The 21259-nt window shown below is 67.3% G+C and carries 17 protein-coding genes; 7 read left to right on the top strand and 10 right to left on the bottom strand.

Features of this window, described 5'->3' with window-relative positions:
- Positions 1 to 328: 328 nt before the first annotated feature.
- The 6 genes from WS75_RS26505 to WS75_RS26480 all read right to left on the bottom strand — a co-directional run bounded on the left by WS75_RS26505 (position 329) and on the right by WS75_RS26480 (position 6383).
- A complete protein-coding gene (locus WS75_RS26505; protein WP_059684859.1) occupies positions 329 to 973 on the bottom strand; it encodes a trimeric intracellular cation channel family protein in 645 nt (214 codons plus the stop codon).
- Positions 970 to 2238 (bottom strand): M20 family metallopeptidase, encoded by a 1269-nt coding sequence (locus tag WS75_RS26500; protein ID WP_059684880.1) that lies wholly within the window; start codon positions 2236 to 2238, stop codon positions 970 to 972. The genes WS75_RS26505 and WS75_RS26500 overlap by 4 nt, the downstream gene beginning before the upstream one ends.
- A 621-nt stretch (positions 2239 to 2859) precedes the next feature.
- Positions 2860 to 3840: a sulfonate ABC transporter substrate-binding protein gene (locus WS75_RS26495; RefSeq protein WP_059684857.1), complete on the bottom strand. Its 981-nt coding sequence runs from the start codon at positions 3838 to 3840 to the stop codon at positions 2860 to 2862.
- Between the two features lie 123 nt (positions 3841 to 3963).
- On the bottom strand, positions 3964 to 4803 hold the full coding sequence (locus WS75_RS26490; protein WP_059684854.1) for a MerR family transcriptional regulator: 840 nt from the start codon (positions 4801 to 4803) through the stop codon (positions 3964 to 3966).
- Positions 4804 to 4812: 9 nt separating this feature from the next.
- Positions 4813 to 5373: a GNAT family N-acetyltransferase gene (locus WS75_RS26485; RefSeq protein ID WP_059684852.1), complete on the bottom strand. Its 561-nt coding sequence runs from the start codon at positions 5371 to 5373 to the stop codon at positions 4813 to 4815.
- 95 nt (positions 5374 to 5468) lie between these two features.
- Entirely contained in the window at positions 5469 to 6383 is a 915-nt protein-coding gene (locus tag WS75_RS26480) for a LysR family transcriptional regulator (protein WP_059684878.1), read from the bottom strand.
- Positions 6384 to 6508: 125 nt separating this feature from the next.
- Here WS75_RS26480 and WS75_RS26475 point away from each other — a divergent pair, with 125 nt between their 5' ends.
- On the top strand, positions 6509 to 7507 hold the full coding sequence (locus WS75_RS26475) for a quinone oxidoreductase family protein (protein WP_059684875.1): 999 nt from the start codon (positions 6509 to 6511) through the stop codon (positions 7505 to 7507).
- Between the two features lie 87 nt (positions 7508 to 7594).
- On the opposite strand, the gene WS75_RS26470 is transcribed toward WS75_RS26475, so the two are convergent.
- Complete coding sequence (locus WS75_RS26470; protein ID WP_059684873.1) at positions 7595 to 9109, bottom strand: MDR family MFS transporter; 1515 nt, start codon at positions 9107 to 9109, stop codon at positions 7595 to 7597.
- 228 nt (positions 9110 to 9337) lie between these two features.
- Here WS75_RS26470 and WS75_RS26465 point away from each other — a divergent pair, with 228 nt between their 5' ends.
- Entirely contained in the window at positions 9338 to 10897 is a 1560-nt protein-coding gene (locus WS75_RS26465) for a methyl-accepting chemotaxis protein (RefSeq protein WP_059684849.1), read from the top strand.
- Positions 10898 to 10945: 48 nt separating this feature from the next.
- Here WS75_RS26465 and WS75_RS26460 read toward each other — a convergent pair whose 3' ends face one another.
- Both WS75_RS26460 and WS75_RS26455 read right to left on the bottom strand, forming a co-directional pair.
- Positions 10946 to 12610 carry an ATP-binding domain-containing protein gene (locus WS75_RS26460; RefSeq protein ID WP_059684846.1) on the bottom strand — a complete coding sequence of 555 codons (1665 nt, stop codon included), beginning with the start codon at positions 12608 to 12610 and terminating at the stop codon, positions 10946 to 10948.
- A 118-nt stretch (positions 12611 to 12728) separates the two neighbouring features.
- Entirely contained in the window at positions 12729 to 13583 is an 855-nt protein-coding gene (locus tag WS75_RS26455; protein ID WP_059464640.1) for a helix-turn-helix domain-containing protein, read from the bottom strand.
- Positions 13584 to 14118: 535 nt separating this feature from the next.
- On the opposite strand from WS75_RS26455, the gene WS75_RS26450 reads away from it, so the two are divergent.
- The gene (locus tag WS75_RS26450; RefSeq protein WP_006759801.1) at positions 14119 to 14328 is read left to right on the top strand and encodes a hypothetical protein; all 210 of its coding nucleotides are present in this window, start codon (positions 14119 to 14121) and stop codon (positions 14326 to 14328) included.
- Between the two features lie 219 nt (positions 14329 to 14547).
- Here WS75_RS26450 and WS75_RS26445 read toward each other — a convergent pair whose 3' ends face one another.
- Positions 14548 to 15195, bottom strand: coding sequence for a hypothetical protein (locus WS75_RS26445; RefSeq protein ID WP_059684843.1), 648 nt, complete (start codon positions 15193 to 15195; stop codon positions 14548 to 14550).
- A gap of 240 nt (positions 15196 to 15435) precedes the next feature.
- Here WS75_RS26445 and WS75_RS26440 point away from each other — a divergent pair, with 240 nt between their 5' ends.
- The 4 genes from WS75_RS26440 (at position 15436) to WS75_RS26425 (ending at position 21208) form a co-directional block, all read left to right on the top strand.
- On the top strand, positions 15436 to 16770 hold the full coding sequence (locus WS75_RS26440) for an NAD(P)/FAD-dependent oxidoreductase (RefSeq protein WP_059684840.1): 1335 nt from the start codon (positions 15436 to 15438) through the stop codon (positions 16768 to 16770).
- 60 nt (positions 16771 to 16830) lie between these two features.
- Positions 16831 to 17925, top strand: a complete 1095-nt coding sequence (locus tag WS75_RS26435; RefSeq protein WP_059684838.1) for a potassium channel family protein — start codon at positions 16831 to 16833, stop codon at positions 17923 to 17925.
- A gap of 143 nt (positions 17926 to 18068) precedes the next feature.
- Complete coding sequence (locus WS75_RS26430) at positions 18069 to 19547, top strand: sensor domain-containing diguanylate cyclase (RefSeq protein ID WP_059684837.1); 1479 nt, start codon at positions 18069 to 18071, stop codon at positions 19545 to 19547.
- A gap of 233 nt (positions 19548 to 19780) precedes the next feature.
- Positions 19781 to 21208: an MFS transporter gene (locus WS75_RS26425; protein ID WP_059684834.1), complete on the top strand. Its 1428-nt coding sequence runs from the start codon at positions 19781 to 19783 to the stop codon at positions 21206 to 21208.
- Positions 21209 to 21259 lie beyond the last annotated feature (51 nt).

Raw genomic sequence — 21259 nt, 5'->3', positions numbered from 1 at the left:
CGGGCTTTTAAGCAGGAAGCATCCGTCGGGAGACACCTTCGTCGGCTTCTGTATCTCGAACTGTCAACGAGGGTCGAGTGACCGAATCTGGCCGAACGCCGACGTTCCTCCCCGTTCCCTGGAAATCCGCGATGAACCTTTCTTGTCTGGATCGGGTCACGCGCAGCGCGGTATGCAGTATCGGTGGGTGATCAGGAACATCAATCGAGTGCATCGCGTTGTACTTGCAAGGGCAGCACGAATCCGCACCTCCCTTGAGCCGACCTGCGCGCGGTAAACATGCAATCGTGAGGACCTGGGTGTTGTCGGATTCGCACGTCCACGCCGGCTATTCGTCGTCGGGAAGCTCGCTGGCGCGCTGCCCACGAAAGGTGGGCAAGCGCCAGCCAAACCGAAGCGAAGCAAGCCGAATGGCGACGCAGAGGATTGTCGCGAACCATGGCGTCCACCACTGCGTCCAGTGCGCCGATGAGAACAGAACTTGTGTGCCCGCACCGGCGAGCGCAGCCGTCGCATAGACCTCGCGGTCCAAAATGGCCGGCAGGCGCGAAAGCACGACGTCGCGCATGACACCGCCGCCGACCGCAGTCACGATCCCGAGCAAAATGGCGAGCTCCGCATTGTGTCCGAAGCTCAGTGCCTTTTGCGCACCCGCAACGGCGAACAGGCCGAGCCCAATCGCATCGAAGAAGAGGACGGGCTGCCGTAGACGGCGTACCGGCGCATACGCGAAAATCGCGACCGCGGTCGCGAGCACGGAAGCCGCCAGATATCTCCAGTTTGAAAGCCCTGCCGGCGGAATCGCACCAATGCAGACGTCACGCACGATTCCGCCGCCGCATGCCACCATGAACGCGATGGACAAGATGCCGAACAGGTCCAGCCGCTTTTGGCGAGCGGCAACAGCGCCGCTCATCGCGAATACGAAAGTCCCGACCAGATCGAGGGTGAAGTAGGCCGCGTGCGAATTCACGCCGGTGCATCTCGCTTGTCGAGCCACGCCCCGGCCGCGCATAGCATCGCTTCCAGCCCCGTACGCAGCGTCGGGTCGAGTACCGGCGCGAACTTCGGCGAATGGTTGCTGGGAATCTCGTTGAGCTTTTTCTCTGCCAACGCCTTTCTAAACGTATCCGGATCGGTCCCGCCGATGAACCAGAACCCATATGGCACGCCCCATTCGCGCCCGAATACGCTGAAGTCCTCGCTCGCCGCTGCCGGGGGCGTTTCGTAGGCGCGCTCGCCAAAGTGTGCTTCGAAAGCCGCCCGCACACGCTCGGTTGTCTGCGCGTCGTTGATCGTCAGCGGATAGCTCGAGAGCGTCGTGAATTCGGGCTCGCGTGGTGCGTTGGAAGCCATGCATTCCGCGCAACAGATGCGACGGATCGCCCCCAGCATGTATTCGCGCACGTCTTCGTCGAATGTGCGCATGTTGAGCTTGAGCGTCGCGTCGTCGGGGATGATGTTCTCTTTCGTTCCCGCCTGCAGCGCACCAATCGTCAGCACCGCACTATCGCGCGGGGAGATTTCCCGCGATACGATCGTCTGCAGACGGAGCGTCGTCGACGCCGCCATGATGACCGGATCGATCGAGGTTTGTGGCTGCGATCCGTGCGAACCGCGTCCAAACAGCCTTACCTTCAAACTGTCGCCGGCCGAGAGAATCGTGCCGCTCCGATAGCCGACCGTGCCCGCCGCGCCAACCATGACGTGCTGGCCAAGGATCACGTCAGGCTTCGGGAAGCGTTCGGCCATGCCGTCGTCAATCATGTTGCGGGCGCCGCGCGCCACTTCCTCGCCCGGCTGAAAGACAGCCATCAGCGTGCCGCGCCAGGCTTCCCGGTGCGCAGCCATCAGATGCGTCACACCCATCAGCCAGGTCACGTGCATGTCGTGGCCGCACGAGTGCGCGACGCCCACTTCGAGGCCATCCTCGTCCTTCGCTCTCGCCGTGCTGGCATACGGCAATCCGGTCGCTTCTGCCATCGGAAGCGCATCCATGTCGGCGCGCAACATGACAGTCGGACCGTCGCCGTTGCGTAACACCGCCACGACGCCGGTCACGCCGACTCCCCGCGTAACGTCATAGCCGACATTTTCGAGATAATCGGCTGCAATACGTGCGGTGCGCACTTCCTGCATCGACAGTTCGGGATGCTCATGCAGGTCCTTGTAGATCGCTTCGAGCTCAGGCAAGAGGCTTTCGATGGCGTCCTTGGTCGCTTCCACCAATGCAGGCATGATCGATCCTTTCAAATGGTTCGTTGCGGTGGCCGATGTCGCATTGCACGCGCCGGCCGTCGGTGAAGCCTGACAGCGCTTGCGCCCGATCTGGCGACCCGGCGGCAGGAGCGCGGTACGCAATCCGCCGACTAGTCCGATGCATGCGACAGGGCGAAACACGGAACATCCGGGCGAGCCGCCTCTACTTTGGCACTTCGTATTTCGGTTCCGTCAAATGGGCTACTGCCCCGAAGCGGGACAGGAATACAAGAGAACCATAGTCTCGATAGCGGCAATCCGGAAGTTCCCGTCGATTCATGAGACAAAGCGGTCGCCAGCAGGTCCGGCTCGGCGAGACGGCGTATGACTCTTTCTGGCCGAACCCGCAAGTACGCGTCGGGCCCGGCCGCGAGATACCGCACGATAGCCGAACGTCCGTAGCTACCTCACCGGACCACGCGCAGAAGATCAATTGTCCTCGCGGAATCGACGTGTGATGGCAGTTCAGAAGTGCTGGAAGAAGGCTGAACGCCGACAGTGCGCCCGACATTCGACATTCCCCCGAAAATCCACGAAGAACGAAAAAGGCCGACGGGCAGGGCACCCGTCGGCCTTTTCCAAATGAGTGCGCGTCGCCCGTTACTTCGCCACCGAAGCCGTTGCCACACGCTTGTCGGTCCACGCGTTATCCGCGACGCTCAGCTTCTGCGGAATCAGTTTCGCGGCGTAGAACGCATCGGCCACCCCCTGCTGCACCGCGACGATCTTCTCGTCGATCGGCACCGCACCGAACGGCACGCGCTTGATCCACGTTTCCACGAGCGGCGGCGGCAGGCCGACCTTCGGCGCGATCAGCGCGGCCGTCTCGGCTGGGTGCCCGTTGACCCACAGCCCCGTCTCACGCGCCTGCTTCAGGAGCGCGCCGATCACGTCGGCATGCTGCTCGGCAAAATCACGCGTCGCCTCGTAGAAGTTGTTCGCGGGCGTAAGACCCGTGTAGTCGGACAGCGTACGAATCTTCAGCGAACTCTGCGCGGCTGCGTAGTACGGATCCCAGACGGCCCACGCGTCGACGTTGCCGCTCTCGAACGCAGCACGCGCATCGGCGGGCGGCAGGTACACGGGGCGGATCTCGTCGTAGCGCACACCCGCTTGCTTGAGCGCCTGGAGCAGCAGGTAGTTCGCGCTCGAACCCTTCTGCAGCGCGACCTTCTTGCCGCGCAGGTCGGCGAGTGAGCGGATCGGCGAATCGGCCTTCACGAACACAGCTTCGTTGTGCGGCGACGGCGGCTCCGCGCCGACGTACACGAAGCGCACGCCGGCTGCTTGCGCAAACACCGGCGGCGGCGCGCCCGTATAGCCGAAGTCGATGCTGTTCGCGTTCAGCGCCTCGAGCAGTTGCGGGCCGGCCGGGAATTCGAACCACTGGACGTCGTAGCCGAGCGGCTTGAGGCGCGCTTCAATCGAGCCCTGCGCCTTGATGATCGACAGCAGGCCGGCCTTCTGGTAGCCGATGCGCACGACCTTGTCGGCGCCGCCCTGCGCGAACGCGGATGTGGCTGCGACGGCGATGAGCGCCGTCGCAGCGGCGCGGGTGATCCAGCGGGTGAAACGAATCATCGAACAGACTCCATGCGAAACGTCTTCGGGGAGCGACGCGTGCCGCTCGGTTGGAAGAATCGTCGCATGGGCGGTCGGGCCCGCAAACGAAGCATTGCCGATATGAATATGACGGCGGCGGTCCTATGCTTTGTCGCCGTCGCCTTGCGGATCGGGCGTGCCGGCCTGTCGTGCCGCTTCGTCGCTGAGCTTCTTGTCGAGGATAGTCGCGACGCGGCCGCCGAGATAGGCGCTTGCCGCCGTCTCGAGCGCTCGGTTCGTCTCGCCTTCGACGAACACGGCCGCAAGCGGGCGCAGGCGCCAGATCGCGTCGACGAGCGCGGGCACGTCGGTGACCGGCGGCAGCGTGCCGGCGTCGTAGCGGTCGAGCCGCTTCACGACGAGATCGACGAGCAGCCGCGCGATCGCGTCGAAATGCGGCCGCGCGAGGCTGATCACGTCGAGCAGCTCGCGCGGCGGGATGCCTTCCTTGGTCATCGCGGCTGCCGCTTCGAGCAGTGCGGGGCTTTTCGCGACGAACGACAGGCCGCGCCGTTCGAGCAGACCGAGCTCTGTCACGCGTGACAGTTGCGACGCCGTCTGCGGGCCGAACATCTGCGCGAGCTGCGCGAGCGAATAGGTCTTCGGCAGTTCGTGCGACCAGCGGCCGCCGATCGCGTTTTCCAGGCCGAGGATCGAACGCAGGTCGTGACCCTCGTCGATCGCCATGATCAAGTCCTGGATGTTCGACAGCGTGTAGCCGCGCGCGAGCAGGTGGTTGATCAGCTTCAGGCGGGCGACGTGCGTGTCGTCGTAGATGCCGACGCGCCCGCGCTTCTCGGGCGGCGCGAGCAGTCCGCGATCCTGGTATGCGCGGACGTTGCGTACGGTCGTGTCGGACACGCGCGCGAGTTCGTCGACCGTGTACTCGTTGCGGGAATCCGGTGCGGCCTCGTCTGGCATGGTTGGAGTCTGTTTTGGCATGCGGCCATTCTAGCGCGACGCGACAGGCTCGGGCGAGGCGGGAAGGGTGCGTGCGCCGTCGCCGAGCGCGCGCTGCATCAGCATGGTATCGATCCAGCGGCCGTGCTTGAAACCGACCGCCTTCAGCACGCCTGCCGGCTCGAAGCCGAATGCGCGGTGCAGCGACGTCGAGCCGCCGGTGCCGCCGTCGGCGATCACCGCGATCATCTGCCGCCACGGGCCGGCCTCGCACCGCGCGATCAGCGCCGCGAGCAGCGCGCGGCCGATGCCGCGGCCGCGCTGCGCGTCGTCGATGTAGATCGAATCCTCGATCGTGTGGCGGTACGCGCTGCGCGTGCGATACGGCGTCGCGTACGCGTAGCCGGCGATGCGGCCGTCGCATTCCGCGACGAGATAGGGCAGCTCGTGACGCAGCACCGCGTCGCGGCGCGCGCGCAGTTCGCCGACGTCGGGCGGCGTCTCCTCGAACGACGCGACGCTGTGGCGCACATGGTGTGCGTAGATCGCGTGAATGGCGGCGAGATCGGTATCGGTCGCGTCGCGGACGACGCAGGCGGGGGCGGCGGGCATGGTGGCGGAACGGGCGGACGAAACCGCTACTATGCCGGCCGCGAGGCGGCGCCGTAAAGGCATGGGTCGCGTCGCGCGGCCAGGAGAAGCCGCGCCTACAAATGGCCGTCCGCATCGCGAACCGCGTCGGCGATTGCATCCGCGACGCGCTGCACGCGCGGCGAGCGCCGCACGTCCGGGTGGACGACGAGCCAGATCTCGCGCTCGACATCGCATCGGGGCGCAGACGTCAACTCGACGAGCGCGGCGGCAGTCGACAGCGACGGATCGGCCGCAGCCGGCGTGCCCGCGTCCGCATCCGTCGCCGACGTGTCGACGAGAAAGCGCGGCAGCAACGCGACGCCCGCGCCGGCCACGCAGGCGCGATGGAGCGCGGCCAGATCGTTGGCGATGAACGCGAAGCGGCGCCCGGCCGCGAAGCGCTCGAGCCATTGCTGCTGCGGCATTTGTGCGAGGGCGTCGTCGTAGCCGAGGAATGCCCAGGTGTCGGGCGGCGCGGCGGCCCAGTCGGGCGACGCGCACAGCGCGAAGCGCATCGTGCCGAGCCGGCGCGCGGCCAGCCCCGGCTCGCTCGGCCGCGACAGGCGCACCGCGAGGTCGGCTTCGCGCGCGTAGAGGTTGGCCGCGTGCATCTCGCCCATCAGGTCGATCCGCAGCGCGGGCCATGCGCGCTGCGCGCGGGCGAGCCGCGGCGCGAGGAAGTGGCTCGCGAATACCGGCGACGCCGACACGCGCACGACACCGTCGAGCGCCGCCGCCCCCTGCGCGGCGCGCGCGAACGCATGCACGTCGGCTTCGACGCGCGCGGCATGCTCGGCGAGGTGCAGGCCTTCGTCGGTCGGCGGCCAGCCGCGTGGCAGCCGGTCGAACAGCCGGATGCCGAGCGCGGACTCCAGCGCATCGATGCGCCGGGCGACCGTCGAGTGCTGGACCTGCAGCGTTCGCGCGGCGGCCGACAGGCTGCCGCCGCGCATCACCGCCAGGAAATAGCGGAGGTCGTCCCAGCTCATCGGCGGCGCGGACGCCGGCGTCGGATCGGTCGAATTTTGCACGGTAGATGGGCGTGAAACGGGAATTCCGATCGATTATGCACGATGGGATGATCGTGTCACATCATTCGATTGCGAGGAACGTCATGACCCAGACTGCCACTGCCACCCGGATCGGGATCGACCGCTACGGCGACGCCGGCGTGCTGCGCCGCGTCGATGCGCCCGTCGTGCCGCCCGGGGCCGGCGAGGTGCGGATTCGCCAGACCGCCGTCGGCGTGAATTTCGTCGACATCTATTTCAGGACCGGCGCGCATCCGTTGCCGGCCCTGCCGGACGCGCTGGGTGTCGAGGCGGCCGGCGTGGTCGATGCGGTCGGGCACGGCGTGACGGGGCTGGTGCCGGGCCAGCGCGTTGCGTATGCGGGGCTGCCGACCGGCAGCTACGCGAGCCTGCGCACGCTGCCTGCCGAGCGCGTGGTGCCCGTGCCCGACGGCGTGAGCGACGACGCGGTCGCGGCCGGGCTGCTGAAGGGCATTACCGTCTACATGCTGCTGCACCGCGTGCGCCACGTGGGGGCCGGCGACACCGTCCTCGTGCACGCGGCGGCCGGCGGCGTCGGGTTGCTGGCGACGCAGTGGGCGCGCGCGCTCGGCGCGCGGGTGATCGGCACGGTCGGCTCGGCCGCGAAGGCGGCACTGGTGCACGCGCGAGGGGCGGAAGTGGTGGTCGACTACCGCGAGGAGGATTTCGTCGCGGCGGCCCGTGCGTTCGGCGGCGGCGCGGGCGTCGACTATGCGATCGACGGGATCGGCGGCGACGTGCTGACGCGCACGCTCGGCGCGGTCCGGCCGTTCGGGATGGTCGCGAGCATCGGGCAGGTTGCCGCGATTGGCGCCCGGCAGACGATCGACCTCGATGAACTGGGCCCGGCCCGCTCGATCGCGCTGGCGCGGCCGAGCGTGCTGGGCTTCATCGCGCGTGACGTGGCGGGGTATCGGGAGGCGGCGCGCGCGACGCTCGAACGGCTCTCGGGCGGGATGCACGTGGAGATCGGCGCGCGGCTGCCGCTCGACCAGGCGGCCGACGCGCATCGTTTGCTGGAATCGCGACAGACGACGGGCGGGGTGGTGCTGGTGCCGTGACGGCGGACCTCGCGTCGTGAACGGTCGTCTCGCTGCGCCGATCCGCGGGCAGGCGGCGGAGCCACGGTGCCGCTGCGTGCCCGCCGATCAGTGATGCTTGCGCAGCGGCGCGCTTTCGACGAACCACGCGAGCACGAAAGCGATCGCGATCACGCCCGCGGCCGAGAGATACACCACGTGCAGCGACCCGGCGAACGCATGCAGGTACGCCTCGCGCACCGCATCCGGCAACTGGTGCACGACCGCCGGACCGAGCGCGGGCGGCAGCTCCGTGCCGGCCGGCAGCGCCTGCGTGATTCGCGACTGCAGCCCGTGCGAGAACAGCGCGCCGAATGCGGCGACGCCGAGCGAGCCGCCGATCGAGCGGAACAGCGTCGCGCCCGACGTCGCGACCCCCATGTGCCGGAACTCGACCGTGTTCTGCACGGCGAGCGTGAGCACCGGCATCACCATGCCGAGCCCGATCCCGAGCAGCGCCATGTAGGCGTACATCGTGTGCAGCGGCGTGTCGAGCGTCAGCGTCGACAGCAGCGCCATCGCGATGCCGCCGATCAGCGTCCCCGCGATCGGAAACGGCCGATACGTGCCGAGCCGCGAGATCAGCCGGCCGCTCGCGACCGACATCGCGAGCATCCCGCCCATCATCGGCAGCAGCTGCATCCCGGCCTGCGACGGCGTCGAGCCCTTCACCACCTGCAGATAGAGCGGAATGAACGTGACCGAACCGAACAGCGCGATGCCGACGACGAAGCCGATCAGGCTCATCAGCACGAAGGTGCGCTGGCGGAACAGTTCGAGCGGCATGATCGGCTCGGCCGCGAGCCGTTCCTCGTAGATGAAGCCGCCGATCGCGACTACGCCGAGCACCAGCGTCATCCACAGCTGCGCCGACGACCACGGCAGCAGCGATCCGCCTTCGCTCGTGAACAGGATCACGCAGGTAAGGGCCGTTGCGAGGAACGCGGCGCCCATATAGTCGATCCGGTGCTTCACGTGCGCGGTGTGCGGCCGGAACGCGACGCCGATCACCCCGAGTGCGACGAAGCCGAGCGGCAGGTTGATCGTGAAGATCCAGCGCCACGACAGATGTTCGACCAGGAAGCCGCCGAGCAGCGGTCCGACGATCGTCGCGAGGCCGTACACGCCGCCGAACATCCCCTGATAGCGCGCCCGGCGGTCGGGCGGCACGAGGTCGCCGATCGCGGCCATCGTGACGACCATCAGCCCGCCGCCGCCGAGCCCTTGCAGCGCGCGCAGCACGATCAGCTGCGTCATGTCCTGCGCCATGCCGCACAGCGCGGAACCGGCGAGAAACAGCACGATCGCCGCCTGCAGCACGATCTTGCGGCCGTACAGGTCGCCAAGCTTGCCGTACAGCGGCAGGACGACCGTCGACGACAGCAAATACGCCGTGACCACCCACGACAGCTGGTCGAGGCCGCCGAGCTCGCCGACGATGGTCGGCAGCGCGGTCGACACGATCGTCTGGTCGAGTGCGGACAGCAGCATGACGAGCAGCAGCGCGGCGACGATCAGCCCGGTCGGTGCGTCGCGACGGGCCGCTTCGGCGGCCGGAGGGGCAAGGAAGGTATCGGTTCTCATCGAGATATCTGCCATGGCAGGGAATGGGTCGAAATATAGAGTCAATTTATTGCCTGGTCAATTTCTGCCGCATCTGGATTTGTTGCATCGGTAACAGAAGATTGCCTGCCGCAAAATTGATCACGGTCAGCCGGGCAGCGGGCGGGGCTCAAGTTTTTTGCAGGCTAACCGTAATCCAGAGTGCCGCGGACCGATTGCCGCGGCACTCTTTACCGCTCACGTCCCGTCATGAACCTGAACGCCCTGTTTTCCCGCTTCTCGATCCGTACGCGGATTTTTTCCACGCTCGGCCTCGTCGCCGTGCTGCTCGTTGTTTCGGGCCTGATCGGCCTGACCGGCATGCAGCGCTCGAACCGTGCGCTCGACGAGGCCTATACGCGCCAGTTGGCCGCGAAGACCGCGCTGTCCGCCGCGAGCCTGAACCTGACGATCGTGCGCACCACGCTCGACCGCGCGCTGCTGCATCCCGAGGCGCCGGAAGTGCCCGATCTCGTCAACAAGGCGGAGAACTATCTCGCGAAGGCCGACGCCGCGTGGCGCACCTATGCGACGATGCCGCACGACGGCGACGAAAGCCCGCTCGCGACGCGGCTCGACGCCGCGCGCCAGGCGCTGATCGGACAGGCGTTGAAGCCGTTGATCGACGCGATCCGCGCGGGGCATCGCGACGATGCCGACCGGCTGTTGATGACGGTCGCGCCGCCGCTGTCGGTCGCGCTCACGCAGGCGACCGATGCGCTTGACGCGTACCAGGCCGCGCGCGGCAAGGACGTCTACGACACCGCGCAGACCTATTACGGCTGGATGCGCGCGGGCGCGATCGCCGGCATTGCGTTCGGTCTCGCCGCGTGCCTCGGCTGCGCGATCGGCCTGCATTTCGCGATCACGCAACCGGTGAACCGTCTGCTGTCGCATTTCCGCCGCCTGTCGGACGGCGACCTGACGTCGGAAGTGCGCTGGTCGTCGCGCGACGAGATGGCCGAGCTGGTCAAGGGCGTGACGGGCATGCAGCGCAGCCTCGCCGATACGGTGCGCCGGGTCAGCCAGGGCTCCGAAGCGATCTCGACCGCGACGCACCAGATCGCGGCCGGCAACACCGACCTGTCGCAGCGCACCGAGGAGCAGGCGTCCGCGCTGCAGGAGACGGCCGCGAGCATGGAACAGCTGACGGCGACCGTGAAGCAGAACGCCGATCACGCGGTCGAGGCGCAGGCGTTCGCGGACAACGCGAGCGAGATCGCGACGCGCGGCGCGACGGTCGTCGGCGAAGTGATCGGCACGATGAACGAGATCGACCAGAGTTCGCAGAAGGTGGCCGACATCATCGGCACGATCGAGGGCATCGCGTTCCAGACCAACATCCTTGCGCTGAATGCGGCGGTCGAAGCCGCGCGCGCGGGCGAGCAGGGCCGCGGCTTCGCCGTGGTCGCGGGCGAAGTGCGCACGCTCGCGCAGCGCTCGGCGTCGGCCGCGAAGGAGATCCGCACGCTGATCGGCGAGTCGGTCGAGCGTGTCGCGACGGGGTCGCGGCTGGTCGGCGTGGCCGGCGCGACGATGCAGGACATCCAGCAGGCGATCGGCCGCGTGACGGGCATCATGACCGAGATCGCGGCCGCGTCGAACGAGCAGCGCGACGGGATCGAGCAGGTGAACCGCGCGGTGTCGCAGATGGACCAGGTGTCGCAGCAGAACGCGGCGCTGGTCGAGCAGGCGGCGGCAGCCGCCGCTTCGCTCGAGGAGCAGGCCGACGGGCTGCGCCGCGCGGTGGGGGCGTTTCGCGTCACGTGACGTGCGGCGGGCGGGGCGGTCAGTCTCGCGCGCCCGCCGCCCGCCGCGTCAGCCGCCCGTGAGTTGCGCGGCCGAGCGCGCCGACGCGACGAGCAGCAGCTTCATCGTCGCGCGCGTCGCGCCGACGAACAGCTTGCGGGCCGCGCGCGCATCGAGCGTGTCGAAGTCGATCTCGGTGAGGATCACGCACGGTGCGGACTGCCCCTTGAAGCGATAGATCGAATCGAGCAGCACGTCGCCTTCGCGATATTCAGGGTTGCCGAACAGGTCGTACTTGCCCGTGAAGCGCTTGATCCGATGCGGGCCGAGCTGGTCGAGCCGCGCGAGCACCGAGCTCTCGCGGCCGCGATACGACAGCACCGCGATGTCCTGCTTGCGGAAGCCGAGCGACAGCGCGTGCGTGATCGCGCGCTTGGTCGCGTCGATGCACGCTTCGGCGAGCGCGTCGCCCGCGCCGTCTTCCCCGTATGACGACACCGACGGATCGGAACCGTCGAACGGGCTGCCCGAGCGCAGTTCGGCCGCGAGCGGCTCGACGCGGCCGACGACGTCGCGCACGAATTCGAGCAGGTCGCGCGGGCTGCGGTAGTTCGTCAGCGCCTTCAGCGTGACCCAGCCAGGCAGCGCGACGGGCTCGCGCAGATAAAGGTTCTGCAGCGGATCTTCCAGCCACCACCATGCGCCGTCCGGCGCCAGCAGGCGCTCCAGTGCGTCCGCCCACGGCGCGTGGAAATCCTGTCCTTCGTCGACGATCAGTACATCGAAGCGCCAGCGTTCCGGAACCGGCGCTTCCGCGAAGCGCGCCTCGAGCCGCTCGAACGCGCCGGGCGCGTCGAAGTCGGGCGTATAGCCGCCATCGCGGGTCACCCAGTCGCACAGCTGATGGTAGTTCGCGATCTTCGCGCCGGGCGGCGCGATGCGCGCGATGTAGTCGGCGAGCGGCCGGTTGAAGCATACGTAAAGCACGCGCTTGCCGGCCGCGACCGCATCGCGCATCGCCTGCACGGCGAGCTGCGTCTTGCCCGAGCCGGCGGTGCCCGTCACGTGCAAGCGGAACGGCGTGAACTCGAGCTGGCGCGCCCACGCGGCAAGCCCGCCCGACAGCCGCGTGACGAGCGTGCCGGCCTGCCCGACGAGCGCGCTCGTGTCGGGCGTGAGCGCCAGCTCGTCCGCGAGGAAATGATGCAGCTTCGCTGCGTTCGGCAACGGTTCGTCGTGCTCGGGCAGGATCTGCAGGATCACCTGCGCGAGCTGCGCCTTGCGCGACGCGTCGACGATGCGGTCGGCCGCGACGCCAGCGATCGCCGTCTCGCGGATCGCGTAGTCGGGGCAGTACAGCAGCGCCTCGACGCCGTAGACGCCCGCGCCGAGCGCGGCGGTCAGCCGCCGGTGCAGCGTCTCCTGCGTGCGCGCGAGCTGGATCGGGACGTTGCGCTCCTTCTGCAGGTAGACCTTCACGAGCCCCTTCGGCGTTTCGCGCAGGAAACCGGCCTTCTGCTCGATCAGCAGCACGCGGCCGGCCGGGCTCACGACGACGAACGCCGCTTCGCCGAACACCGAGAAGCCCTGGTCGGCACGCGTCCAGTGCACGCCGTGATAGACGGTGTAGCTGTCCGGCAGCGCGTGTTCGAGGGCGGCAAGCGTCTCGCGCTCGCGTTCGGCCGCACCGGTGGCGGCGAGGTTTTTCCAGTCGTCGGGAATGAGGCGGGCCATGAAGTCGGGCGGCGCGGGCCGGTCGTGAACAGGGTCCGGCTATTGTACTGAGGAACCTGTTCACGGCCGCCGCGCCGCGCGGGCGCCAGCCATGCGAAAGAGGGCGTGCGTGCGGGAATTACCCGCGTGCGAGCCGCTTCGCGAGATCGGCGCTGAGGATCGCCATGCGTGCGGGCTTTTCGTAGCAGACGACGTCGAATGCGCGGATCACTTCGCTGATGTCCGCTTCGCTCGCGCGGCCCGTGAGCAGGTCGCCCGTCAGCACGAAGATGGGCGCGCCCGGATTGTCGGACGTGCGCACGGCCTTGATCGCGGTGGCGGCCGTGCTGTCGTCGAACAGCCATTCGGTGACGACCGCGTCGAACGCCTGGCCCTGCAGCGCGTCGACGAACGGCGCGAGGCCGTCGAATGCGGCCGTCGCGAAACCTTGCCGCTCGAGATAGCGACACAGCTCGGTCGCGCTGACGCGATCGGGATCGATCACCGCGACGACGAGCTTGTCGCTCTCCGCGCGGCGCGGATAGATCTCGATCTTGTGCACGTCGTACGCGTTCTGGTACAGCACGCCCGTATGGCGCAGCACGCGCCAGCGGCCGTTCTGTTCGTACGCGACGAACTCGGGGCGCGCGCCGGCCTCGAGCGGCGCGCCGATCCAGGCGGTACACGGAATTTCGGCGACACCGGCGTACAGGACGGCTTCCTGCGAATAGGCGCCGACCATGCCGGGGTCGAGTGTCTGCGCGCCGAACAGTTGAGCGGCGGGCTCGCCGTATGCTTCGGCGACTTTCTTGATTTGCGCGAGCGTCCATGGGCTGCTGCCGCGCAGTTTGCGGTGACCCTGCGAAAAGCTCAGGTCGAGGATGCGGCACAGCTCGGTGGTTTGCTGGCGCTTGCCGATGCCGTTGCGAGTCATTAGCTCGCGCACGCGCTCGGCAACCGCGAGGGAATCCGTGGTGATTGCTTCAGTGGTCATGCTACGGGAACGGATCGTGACGTTCAGAACGACGCCTTGCGGCAGTCTCGGCGGACAGTCTTGACGACGTCCAGGGGCGAGCCGACCGGCCACGCGCGGAAAAGATAACTTTACCGCAAAACGATGGTCATTCCATGTCGCGAAAGGTGCGTTTCTGTGAAAGGTGTGTCACGAGGTAACGCAGGATCCGGCGGCGTGTGCCGCGCGCCGTTGCCCCGCTCGCAACCTTCAGGCACGGATCGCGCGGGGCCGGGCCACGATTCCGCGTCTGGCCGCACGTAATTGCGCCGCACTACCGACGAAATGCACCAGGGTAGGGCGAATTCATGATCGGGAACCGCGGCATCATGTCACTCCGGCCGCGACAAATTTTTACAGGACGTCGTGCGCCGGGCTCGACGGAGCCGCATCTTATACGCGGATTGTTTGACGGTTTACTCTAAAAAAAAACCGATGCTGCCCCGCTTCGGGAGCGGGCGTGAATGCGGCGGGGGCCCGTGCTACGATTTCGCGGTCTCAAAATAGTGTTGAAGCGATGCAGAAGAAATTTGTGATGCGCGGGTACGAGATGAACTGCGAACCCCGCGTGACGGAGGACGGCAAGTACGCCGCCCAGGTCGAGGTCACGAAGCTGGGTTTCAGCCGTGAGGCGGCATTCCGCAAGCTGGGCGAATTCGATACCGAAGCGGAGGCCGTCGCCTATGCGAAGAAGTTCTCCGAAGAGTGGCTGAGCCGCTACGCCTAGCGCGTCGTTCGCCCGTGCGGGACGGGCACGCTCATTCAACGCGAAAACCACGACGGACGTTCCGAATGCCCGGCGTGGATGGCATCGGCGAAGCACCGCGGGATCGTCGGTTACACGGCGATCCCCCAGTGTGCATCTCATCTCTTGAGAAGTGCGAACCGATGGATCGACGCGCGCGCTATCGCGACCATCGATCGACGGCGGCCGAATGCGATCGGCCTACGCCGGCATGTACGTGAACGGTTCGCCGTCCTCGCGCTCGACCGACAGCAACCGCTTGAGTTGATCGAGCGCGAACAGCTGCGTGCCTTCCGCCGCTGCTTCGGCTATCGCGGCATCGACGAGTTTCCTCGCGCGCGCGAGGATCACGGATCGCTGGCGCGCGATCTCGAGCACCATGCGTTGCTCGATGTTCTGCCGGCTCGATTGCTTGTCGCTCAGGTGACGCCAGCGATCGCGAAGCTCTGCCCAGGTGACGCGCTGAAATTCCGGAATCGCGTGCGGGAGCGTGCCGGCTTCCGCGGGCTCGGGCCGCGCACGCAATGCACAGCGCAGCGCTTCGCGGGCGCGCCACTCATCCGAAAACGGCGCATACACGTCGCGCGAGCGGCCGATCGGATTCGCGCGTTCGATCTCCTTGTCGAGCAGGTAGCCGAGCCGCCGCAGCGCGGAGCCATGCGCGAGCATGGCCGGATCCAGCACGCGGATCCGGCGCGACGCATCCGCGACGTGCGCTTTCAGTTCCCACAGCGTCAGGCGGAGGTGCTGCACTTCGAGTATCAGGCGCTGTACGTCTGCGTAGGTGCACGTCGTCCACCATTCGGTGAGGTCGTTCAGCTTCGGGGGATCGAATGGGGGGAGGATCATTTTTACTGCAGCGATACTGTATGGATGTACAGTTTATCGCGCGGTAACATAGCGCCGTCAAGGCGAAAAAATGGGGACGGCCGATGAGCGGAAAACGACCGGCAGCGGGGCCGCGGCCGGACCGTTCATCGCGCGTCCCGCACCTTCGCCAGCCCCGTCCGGAACCCGACCGCATGATCCGGTGCATGCCATCGCGAGCGTCGATGGATGCGCCCGACGTATCAACGCCAACCCAGAACAATGACGACAACCTATCCGCTGCATGACACATTGACGCACGCCGACACGGCGTTTCCGGCCGAAGCCGACATCGTGATCGCCGGCGCCGGCATCATGGGCTGCGCGGCCGCCTATTACCTCGGCCTGCGCGGCCTGAAGGCCGTCGTGCTCGACAAGTCGCGCATCGCCGGCCAGCAATCGACGCGCGCCTGGGGCTTCGTGCGGCAGCAGGGCCGCGAGTCCGCCGAAGTGCCGCTGATGATGGCCGGCATGCGGATCTGGGAAGGGCTCGAGCAGGCGCTCGGCTTCGATCTCGAATGGCGGCAGGGCGGTTGCCTCTATATCGCGGACGACGAAGACGACTGGGCATCGTTCCAGGCGTGGCTCGCGGTCGCACGCGAACACGGGCTCGACACGCGCACGCTGACACGCGCGGAAATCGACGCGCGCGTGACCGGCCTGTCGGCGCAAGCGCGCACGCTCGGCGGGTTGTATACGGCGACCGACGGGCAGGCCGAGCCGCGCCGTGTGGCCGCCGCGTTCGCGGCGCGCGCGACCGAAGCCGGCGCGCGTTTCTTCGAAGGCTGCGGCGTGACGGCGATCGAGACGGCCGGCGGCGCGGTCGTCGGCGTCGTGACCGAGCGCGGCACGATCCGCACGCGACGCGTGATCTGCGCGGCCGGCGCGACCAGCTTCCGGCTGCTCGACGGCGTCGGCATCCGGCTGCCGCAGCAGGCCGTGCGCGGCACCTGCATGCGCACCAACGTGCTGCCCGACGTGTCCGCGTCGACGATCTGGGGGCACGGCCTCGGCATTCGGCAACGCAGGAACGGTGCGATCAATCTCGCCGACGACATGCAGGTCGACGTCGACCTGACGCTCGGCCACCTGCGCGGCTTGAGCCTGTTCTGGCCGGAGTTCTGGTCGCAGCGGGAGAAGTTCCGCCTGCATCTGAATGCGGCGGCGTGGCGGGATGTCCGCGCGCGCATCGGCGGTGGCGGCGGCGCGATCGAGCCGCGCGATCCGCAGCCGCAGCCGAATCGCGCGCATGCGCCGCGCGCGCTCGCGAAGCTGAAGGCGATCTTTCCCGCGCTGAAGGACGCGCAGATCGTCGAGGCCTGGGGCGGCCTGATCGACGTGGTGCCCGACGGAATTCCGGTGATCGACGCGCCTGGCACGCCGTCCGGGCTCGCGATCGCGACCGGCTTCTGCGGCCACGGCTTCGCGATGGGGCCGATCGTCGGGCGGCTGCTGGCCGAATGGGTCGATGCGGGCGAGCCGTCGCTCGACCTGTCGGCGTTCCGTGCACGGCGTTTCGCCGACGGGACGATGGTCCGGCCGCGCAGCATGCTGTAGCGGACGTGCTTGCGTGTTCCCGTCGTAGAATCGAGCCCGCAATCTTCAGGAGATTCCCCGTTGGCAACGCCCTCCGACAAGCGCCGCTCGTTGCGCTCACGCCTGCGTCGTACCCGCGATCCATGGCGGGCGCCGCGTGCGCGCACGCTGTTCACGCGTCCGGCGACGTCGCCGCGGCGCACGCTGCTGTTCCGTCTCGGCGCGGTCGTGGTGCTGTGCATGCTCGCGTTTCTCGTGCTGTATCTCGATCGCGACGGCCTGCGCGATTCGACCAAGAGCACGCCGATGAACGTCGCGGACCTCGTGTACTTCACGATGGTCACGGTCGCGACGGTCGGCTACGGCGACATCGTGCCGGTCACGGCGCGCGCGCGTCTGATCGATGCGTTCTTCATCGTGCCGATCCGCATCGGCATCTGGTTCATCTTCCTGGGCACGGCATATCAGTTCGTGATCCAGCGCGTCATCGAGGAATTGCGCATGAAACGCCTGCAGAAGCAACTGTCCGATCACATCGTCGTATGCGGCTACGGCCTGTCGGGGTCGATCGCCGTGCGCGAGCTGCTCGAAAGCGGCGTCGATCCGTCGACGATCATCGTGATCGACGCGCAGCAGCAGGCGCTCGAGGCCGCGACGTCGCTCGGCGTGACCGGGCTGCTCGGTGATCCCGCGCACGAGGATCTGCTGCAGCAGGCGCAGGTGCGCGCGGCGAAGGCCGTGATCATCTCGGTGACCGACGACCCGACCGCGATCCTGCTGACGCTGTCGGTGCGCAGCATCGCGCCGGAGACGAAGATCGTCGTGCGGATCCAGGAGAACCTGTATCAGCGGCAACTGCGGCAGGCGGGCGCGGACGTGATCGTGTCGTCGACGAAGATCGGCGCGCTGCTGCTCGCGGACGCGGTGCATAGCCGTTACATCGTGCCGTTCGTGAACGACATGCTGTCGACGCGCGGGCGGGCGACGCTGCTGGAGCGCGAGGCATTGCCGCACGAGATCGGCTGCATGACGAACGTCGTGCCGGGCGCAATCGTCGTCGGGCTCGACCGCTGCGGGAAGATCCATTCGTTCTACGAGGATCCGCCGTGCCGGATCGAGGCGGGCGATACGCTGGTCGTGATCCAGTCGGCGAGGATTCCGGACCCGGACATGTGAGGGCCGGTTGGGCAATAACCCGGCATGGCATGCCACTGCCGCGCCGTGATCGGGGCATCCGCGCTTGATAAGCCACCGCGCGTTATTTAGTATGACCTAATCGCGTCGTGCGCCGCGCACGAGCGTGATCATCGAGGAGACACATGCAATTCAGGTCGGCGGCTCCCCACACGATCGTCGTGATCGGTGTCGTGATTGCCTGCGCGCTCATGGGTCTGTGCGTGCTGCAGTTGTTCCAGAGCCGCAACGACGCGCTCGAGCGGGCGAGCGAAACGTCCCGCAATCTGGGACTGATCGCCGAGCGCGACATCGAGCGCAATTTCGAACTCTACGACCTGTCGCTGCAGGCGGTCATCGCCGGGCTTCAACGTCACGACTTGATGGCGGCGCCCGCCAGCTTGCGGCGCGCGGTGCTGTTCGATAACGCGATGACGGCGCAGTTTCTCGGCTCGATGCTGGTACTCGACGCCGGCGGCAACATCGTCCTCGATTCCGCCAGCGACGTGCCGCGCCGCGGCAATTTCGCCGATCGCAAGTACTTCACCGTCCACCGCGACAATCCGGATACAGGACTCTATGTGAGCGACCCGTTCCTGTCCCGACTGCGCGGCGGCTCGCTCAGCATCGGGCTCACGCGGCGGATCTCGAACCCCGACGGCTCGTTTGCCGGCGTCGTGCTCATCGCGGTCAACCTCGAGTATTTCCATCAACTGTTTGCCGGCCTGTCGCTCGGACAACATGGATCGATCTCGCTGATCGGCGACGACGGCGTGATGGTGATGCGTCAGCCGTACGACGTCCACACCATCGGTCGCGACATCAGCAAGGCCGCGACGTTCAAGCGGTTCCAGGCCGCGCGTGAGGGCGTGTTCTCCGAAACTGCGTCGCTCGACGGCGTGCGTCGCCTGTACTACTTCAGGCACCTGCGGAAGCTGCCGCTGATCGTCATGGTCGCGGAAGCGGAGCAGGATATCTATGCGGCATGGCGGCACCGCGCCGTGACGATCGGCGCGCTGGTGGCGACGTTCGGCGCCGCGTTCATCGCGGTGTCCTTCATGCTCGGCACGCAGCTCCGGCACCGGATGCGCGCCGAGTCGGAACTCGTGCTGCTCGCCCGCACCGATGGGCTCACCGGCCTGAACAATCGCCGCAGCTTCGCGGAAGTGCTGGATCGCGAATGGCGTCGCGCGCGGCGCGCACGATCGGTTTTCTCGTTGCTGTTCGTCGATGTCGATCGCTTCAAGGCTTATAACGATACCTACGGCCATCAGGCGGGCGACGACGCGCTGGCCGCGGTCGCGCGCTGCATCGGCGAGAACATCCGACGGCCGGCCGATACCGCGGCCCGCTATGGCGGGGAGGAATTCGTCGTGCTGCTCCCCGACACATCCGGGCCGGGCGCCGCCCAGATTGCCGAGCGGATTCGCGCGGCGATCGACGAGCTGCCGATCGAGCACGCCGGCAGCGAATACGGGCATGTCACGGCCAGTATCGGCCTGGCGAGCTGGACGCCCGAGCACGATGCCGAGGCCGACGCCGTGATCAAGGCAGCCGACGAGGCGTTGTACTACGCGAAGGCGACCGGCCGGAACAAGGTTGCCGCCTTTCAGCCGCCGGCATGACGCGAGTCACGACATGCGGCCGCAAGACTTAATGACGTACACCGAATAATTTATCGATTTATATCGGTTGGGAATGCCGGATCGCGAGAACAGAATCATCGCTTCCGGAACCCGAATGCATGTGTGCCGGCGCTCCAGCATCCACTTGTCCGGTGATGGCGATCGCGTGTGCACGTGTCGGGTTCCTGTCTCCACGTAGACTTCGCCGGCCCTGCGGCGAAGAAGGGAATGCGATGAGTTCGATCGACCTGAACGCTGTCACGCCGGTTTCCGCGCCCATTCGCTCGGCGAGCGATGTGGCGCGCCTGATCAATTCGACGGACGGCTCCGTCGGCCATGCACGGATGATCGTGCTGCTCGCGCTCGGCGGCGTGTTTCTCGATGCGTACGATCTGACGACGCTGTCTTACGGCATCGACGACGTCTCGCGCGAATTCGGCCTGACGCCCGCGCTGACCGGGCTGGTCGGCTCGGCGATCATGATCGGCACGATCTTCGGCAGCCTGATCGGCGGATGGCTGACCGACAGGATCGGCCGCTACCAGGTGTTCATGGCCGACATGCTGTTCTTCGTGATCGCGGCGATCGCGGCCGGGCTCGCGCCGAACGTCTGGGTGCTGATCGGCGCGCGCTTCGTGATGGGGCTCGGAGTCGGCATCGACCTGCCCGTCGCGATGGCGTTTCTCGCGGAATTCTCGAAGTTCAGCGGCCGCGGCAACAAGGCGTCGCGGCTCGCCGCATGGTGCCCGATGTGGTACGTCGCGTCGTCGGTGTGTTTCCTGCTGATCTTCGGCATGTATTTCCTCCTGCCGGCCGAGCATGCGGGATGGCTGTGGCGCGCGTCGCTGATCTTCGGCGCGGTGCCCGCGCTCGTCATCATCCTGGTCCGGAATCGCTTCATGAACGAATCGCCGTTGTGGGCCGCGAACCAGGGCGATCTGGCCAATGCCGCGCGCATTCTTCGCGAGTCGTACGGCATTCACGCCCATGAAGCGGACGATGTGCCGCGTGCGCCGAGCCAGCCGCCCGTGCGGATTCGCGTGCTGTTCCAGCGTCCGTATCTCGGGCGAACGATCGTCGCCAGCGTGATGAACCTGTGCATTCCGTTTGAATACACGGCGATCGCGTTCTTCCTGCCGTCGATCCTGTCGCAGTTTCTCGGCGCGGGCGTGTTCGAGACGATCGCGGCGTCGCTTGCGCTGAACGTGCTGTTCGCGTTGACCGGCGGCTTGCTCGGCATGCGCCTTGCGTATCGATATCCGTCGCGTCACGTCGCGATCGCGGGTTTCGCGCTGCAGTTCGTCGCACTCGTCGCGCTCGCGCTGACGGGGCATCCGCACGGCGCGCTCGCGGTCGGCCTCGTGCTGCTGATGCTCGGCACCTGGCTGTTCGCCGAGGGCTTCGGGCCGGGGGCGCAGATGATGATCTATCCCACGCTGTCCTATCCGGCGGCGATCCGTGGCACGGGAGTCGGCTTCGGGCGCTCGCTGTGCGGGATCGGCCAGGCGCTCGCGCTGTTCGTGCTGCCGATCCTGCAGGCCCGTCTCGGCACGGACATGTTCTGGGTCGTCGCAGTCAGCGCGGTCACGCCGATCGTGTTCCTGTTGATCGTGCGCCATGAACCGACGGCGCGCGATATCGATGCCGAGGCGGCGGCGTGAAGGCGGGCCTTGCCGGGATCCGCAAAACAAGTTCGCCGCGGTGCCGGCCTT

Origin of the sequence: Burkholderia sp. FL-7-2-10-S1-D7 (genome assembly GCF_001524185.1) — a bacterium.
GTDB classification, from domain to species: Bacteria; Pseudomonadota; Gammaproteobacteria; order Burkholderiales; family Burkholderiaceae; genus Burkholderia; species Burkholderia diffusa.
Note: the sequence above shows the minus strand (reverse complement) of the source record. Positions and strands in the feature narration are given on the sequence as shown.

What these genes read in the sequence shown, in the direction of transcription:
- WS75_RS26480 (WP_059684878.1), bottom strand. Translation starts at nt 6,383, where the DNA reads ATGAGCTGGGACGACCTCCGCTATTTCCTGGCGGTGATGCGCGGCGGC.
- WS75_RS26485 (WP_059684852.1), bottom strand. Translation starts at nt 5,373, where the DNA reads ATGCCCGCCGCCCCCGCCTGCGTCGTCCGCGACGCGACCGATACCGAT.
- WS75_RS26475 (WP_059684875.1), top strand. Translation starts at nt 6,509, where the DNA reads ATGACCCAGACTGCCACTGCCACCCGGATCGGGATCGACCGCTACGGC.
- WS75_RS26500 (WP_059684880.1), bottom strand. Translation starts at nt 2,238, where the DNA reads ATGCCTGCATTGGTGGAAGCGACCAAGGACGCCATCGAAAGCCTCTTG.
- WS75_RS26460 (WP_059684846.1), bottom strand. Translation starts at nt 12,610, where the DNA reads ATGGCCCGCCTCATTCCCGACGACTGGAAAAACCTCGCCGCCACCGGT.
- WS75_RS26445 (WP_059684843.1), bottom strand. Translation starts at nt 15,195, where the DNA reads ATGATCCTCCCCCCATTCGATCCCCCGAAGCTGAACGACCTCACCGAA.
- WS75_RS26465 (WP_059684849.1), top strand. Translation starts at nt 9,338, where the DNA reads ATGAACCTGAACGCCCTGTTTTCCCGCTTCTCGATCCGTACGCGGATT.
- WS75_RS26440 (WP_059684840.1), top strand. Translation starts at nt 15,436, where the DNA reads ATGACGACAACCTATCCGCTGCATGACACATTGACGCACGCCGACACG.
- WS75_RS26430 (WP_059684837.1), top strand. Translation starts at nt 18,069, where the DNA reads ATGCAATTCAGGTCGGCGGCTCCCCACACGATCGTCGTGATCGGTGTC.
- WS75_RS26425 (WP_059684834.1), top strand. Translation starts at nt 19,781, where the DNA reads ATGAGTTCGATCGACCTGAACGCTGTCACGCCGGTTTCCGCGCCCATT.
- WS75_RS26450 (WP_006759801.1), top strand. Translation starts at nt 14,119, where the DNA reads ATGCAGAAGAAATTTGTGATGCGCGGGTACGAGATGAACTGCGAACCC.
- WS75_RS26470 (WP_059684873.1), bottom strand. Translation starts at nt 9,109, where the DNA reads ATGAGAACCGATACCTTCCTTGCCCCTCCGGCCGCCGAAGCGGCCCGT.
- WS75_RS26495 (WP_059684857.1), bottom strand. Translation starts at nt 3,840, where the DNA reads ATGATTCGTTTCACCCGCTGGATCACCCGCGCCGCTGCGACGGCGCTC.
- WS75_RS26455 (WP_059464640.1), bottom strand. Translation starts at nt 13,583, where the DNA reads ATGACCACTGAAGCAATCACCACGGATTCCCTCGCGGTTGCCGAGCGC.
- WS75_RS26490 (WP_059684854.1), bottom strand. Translation starts at nt 4,803, where the DNA reads ATGCCAAAACAGACTCCAACCATGCCAGACGAGGCCGCACCGGATTCC.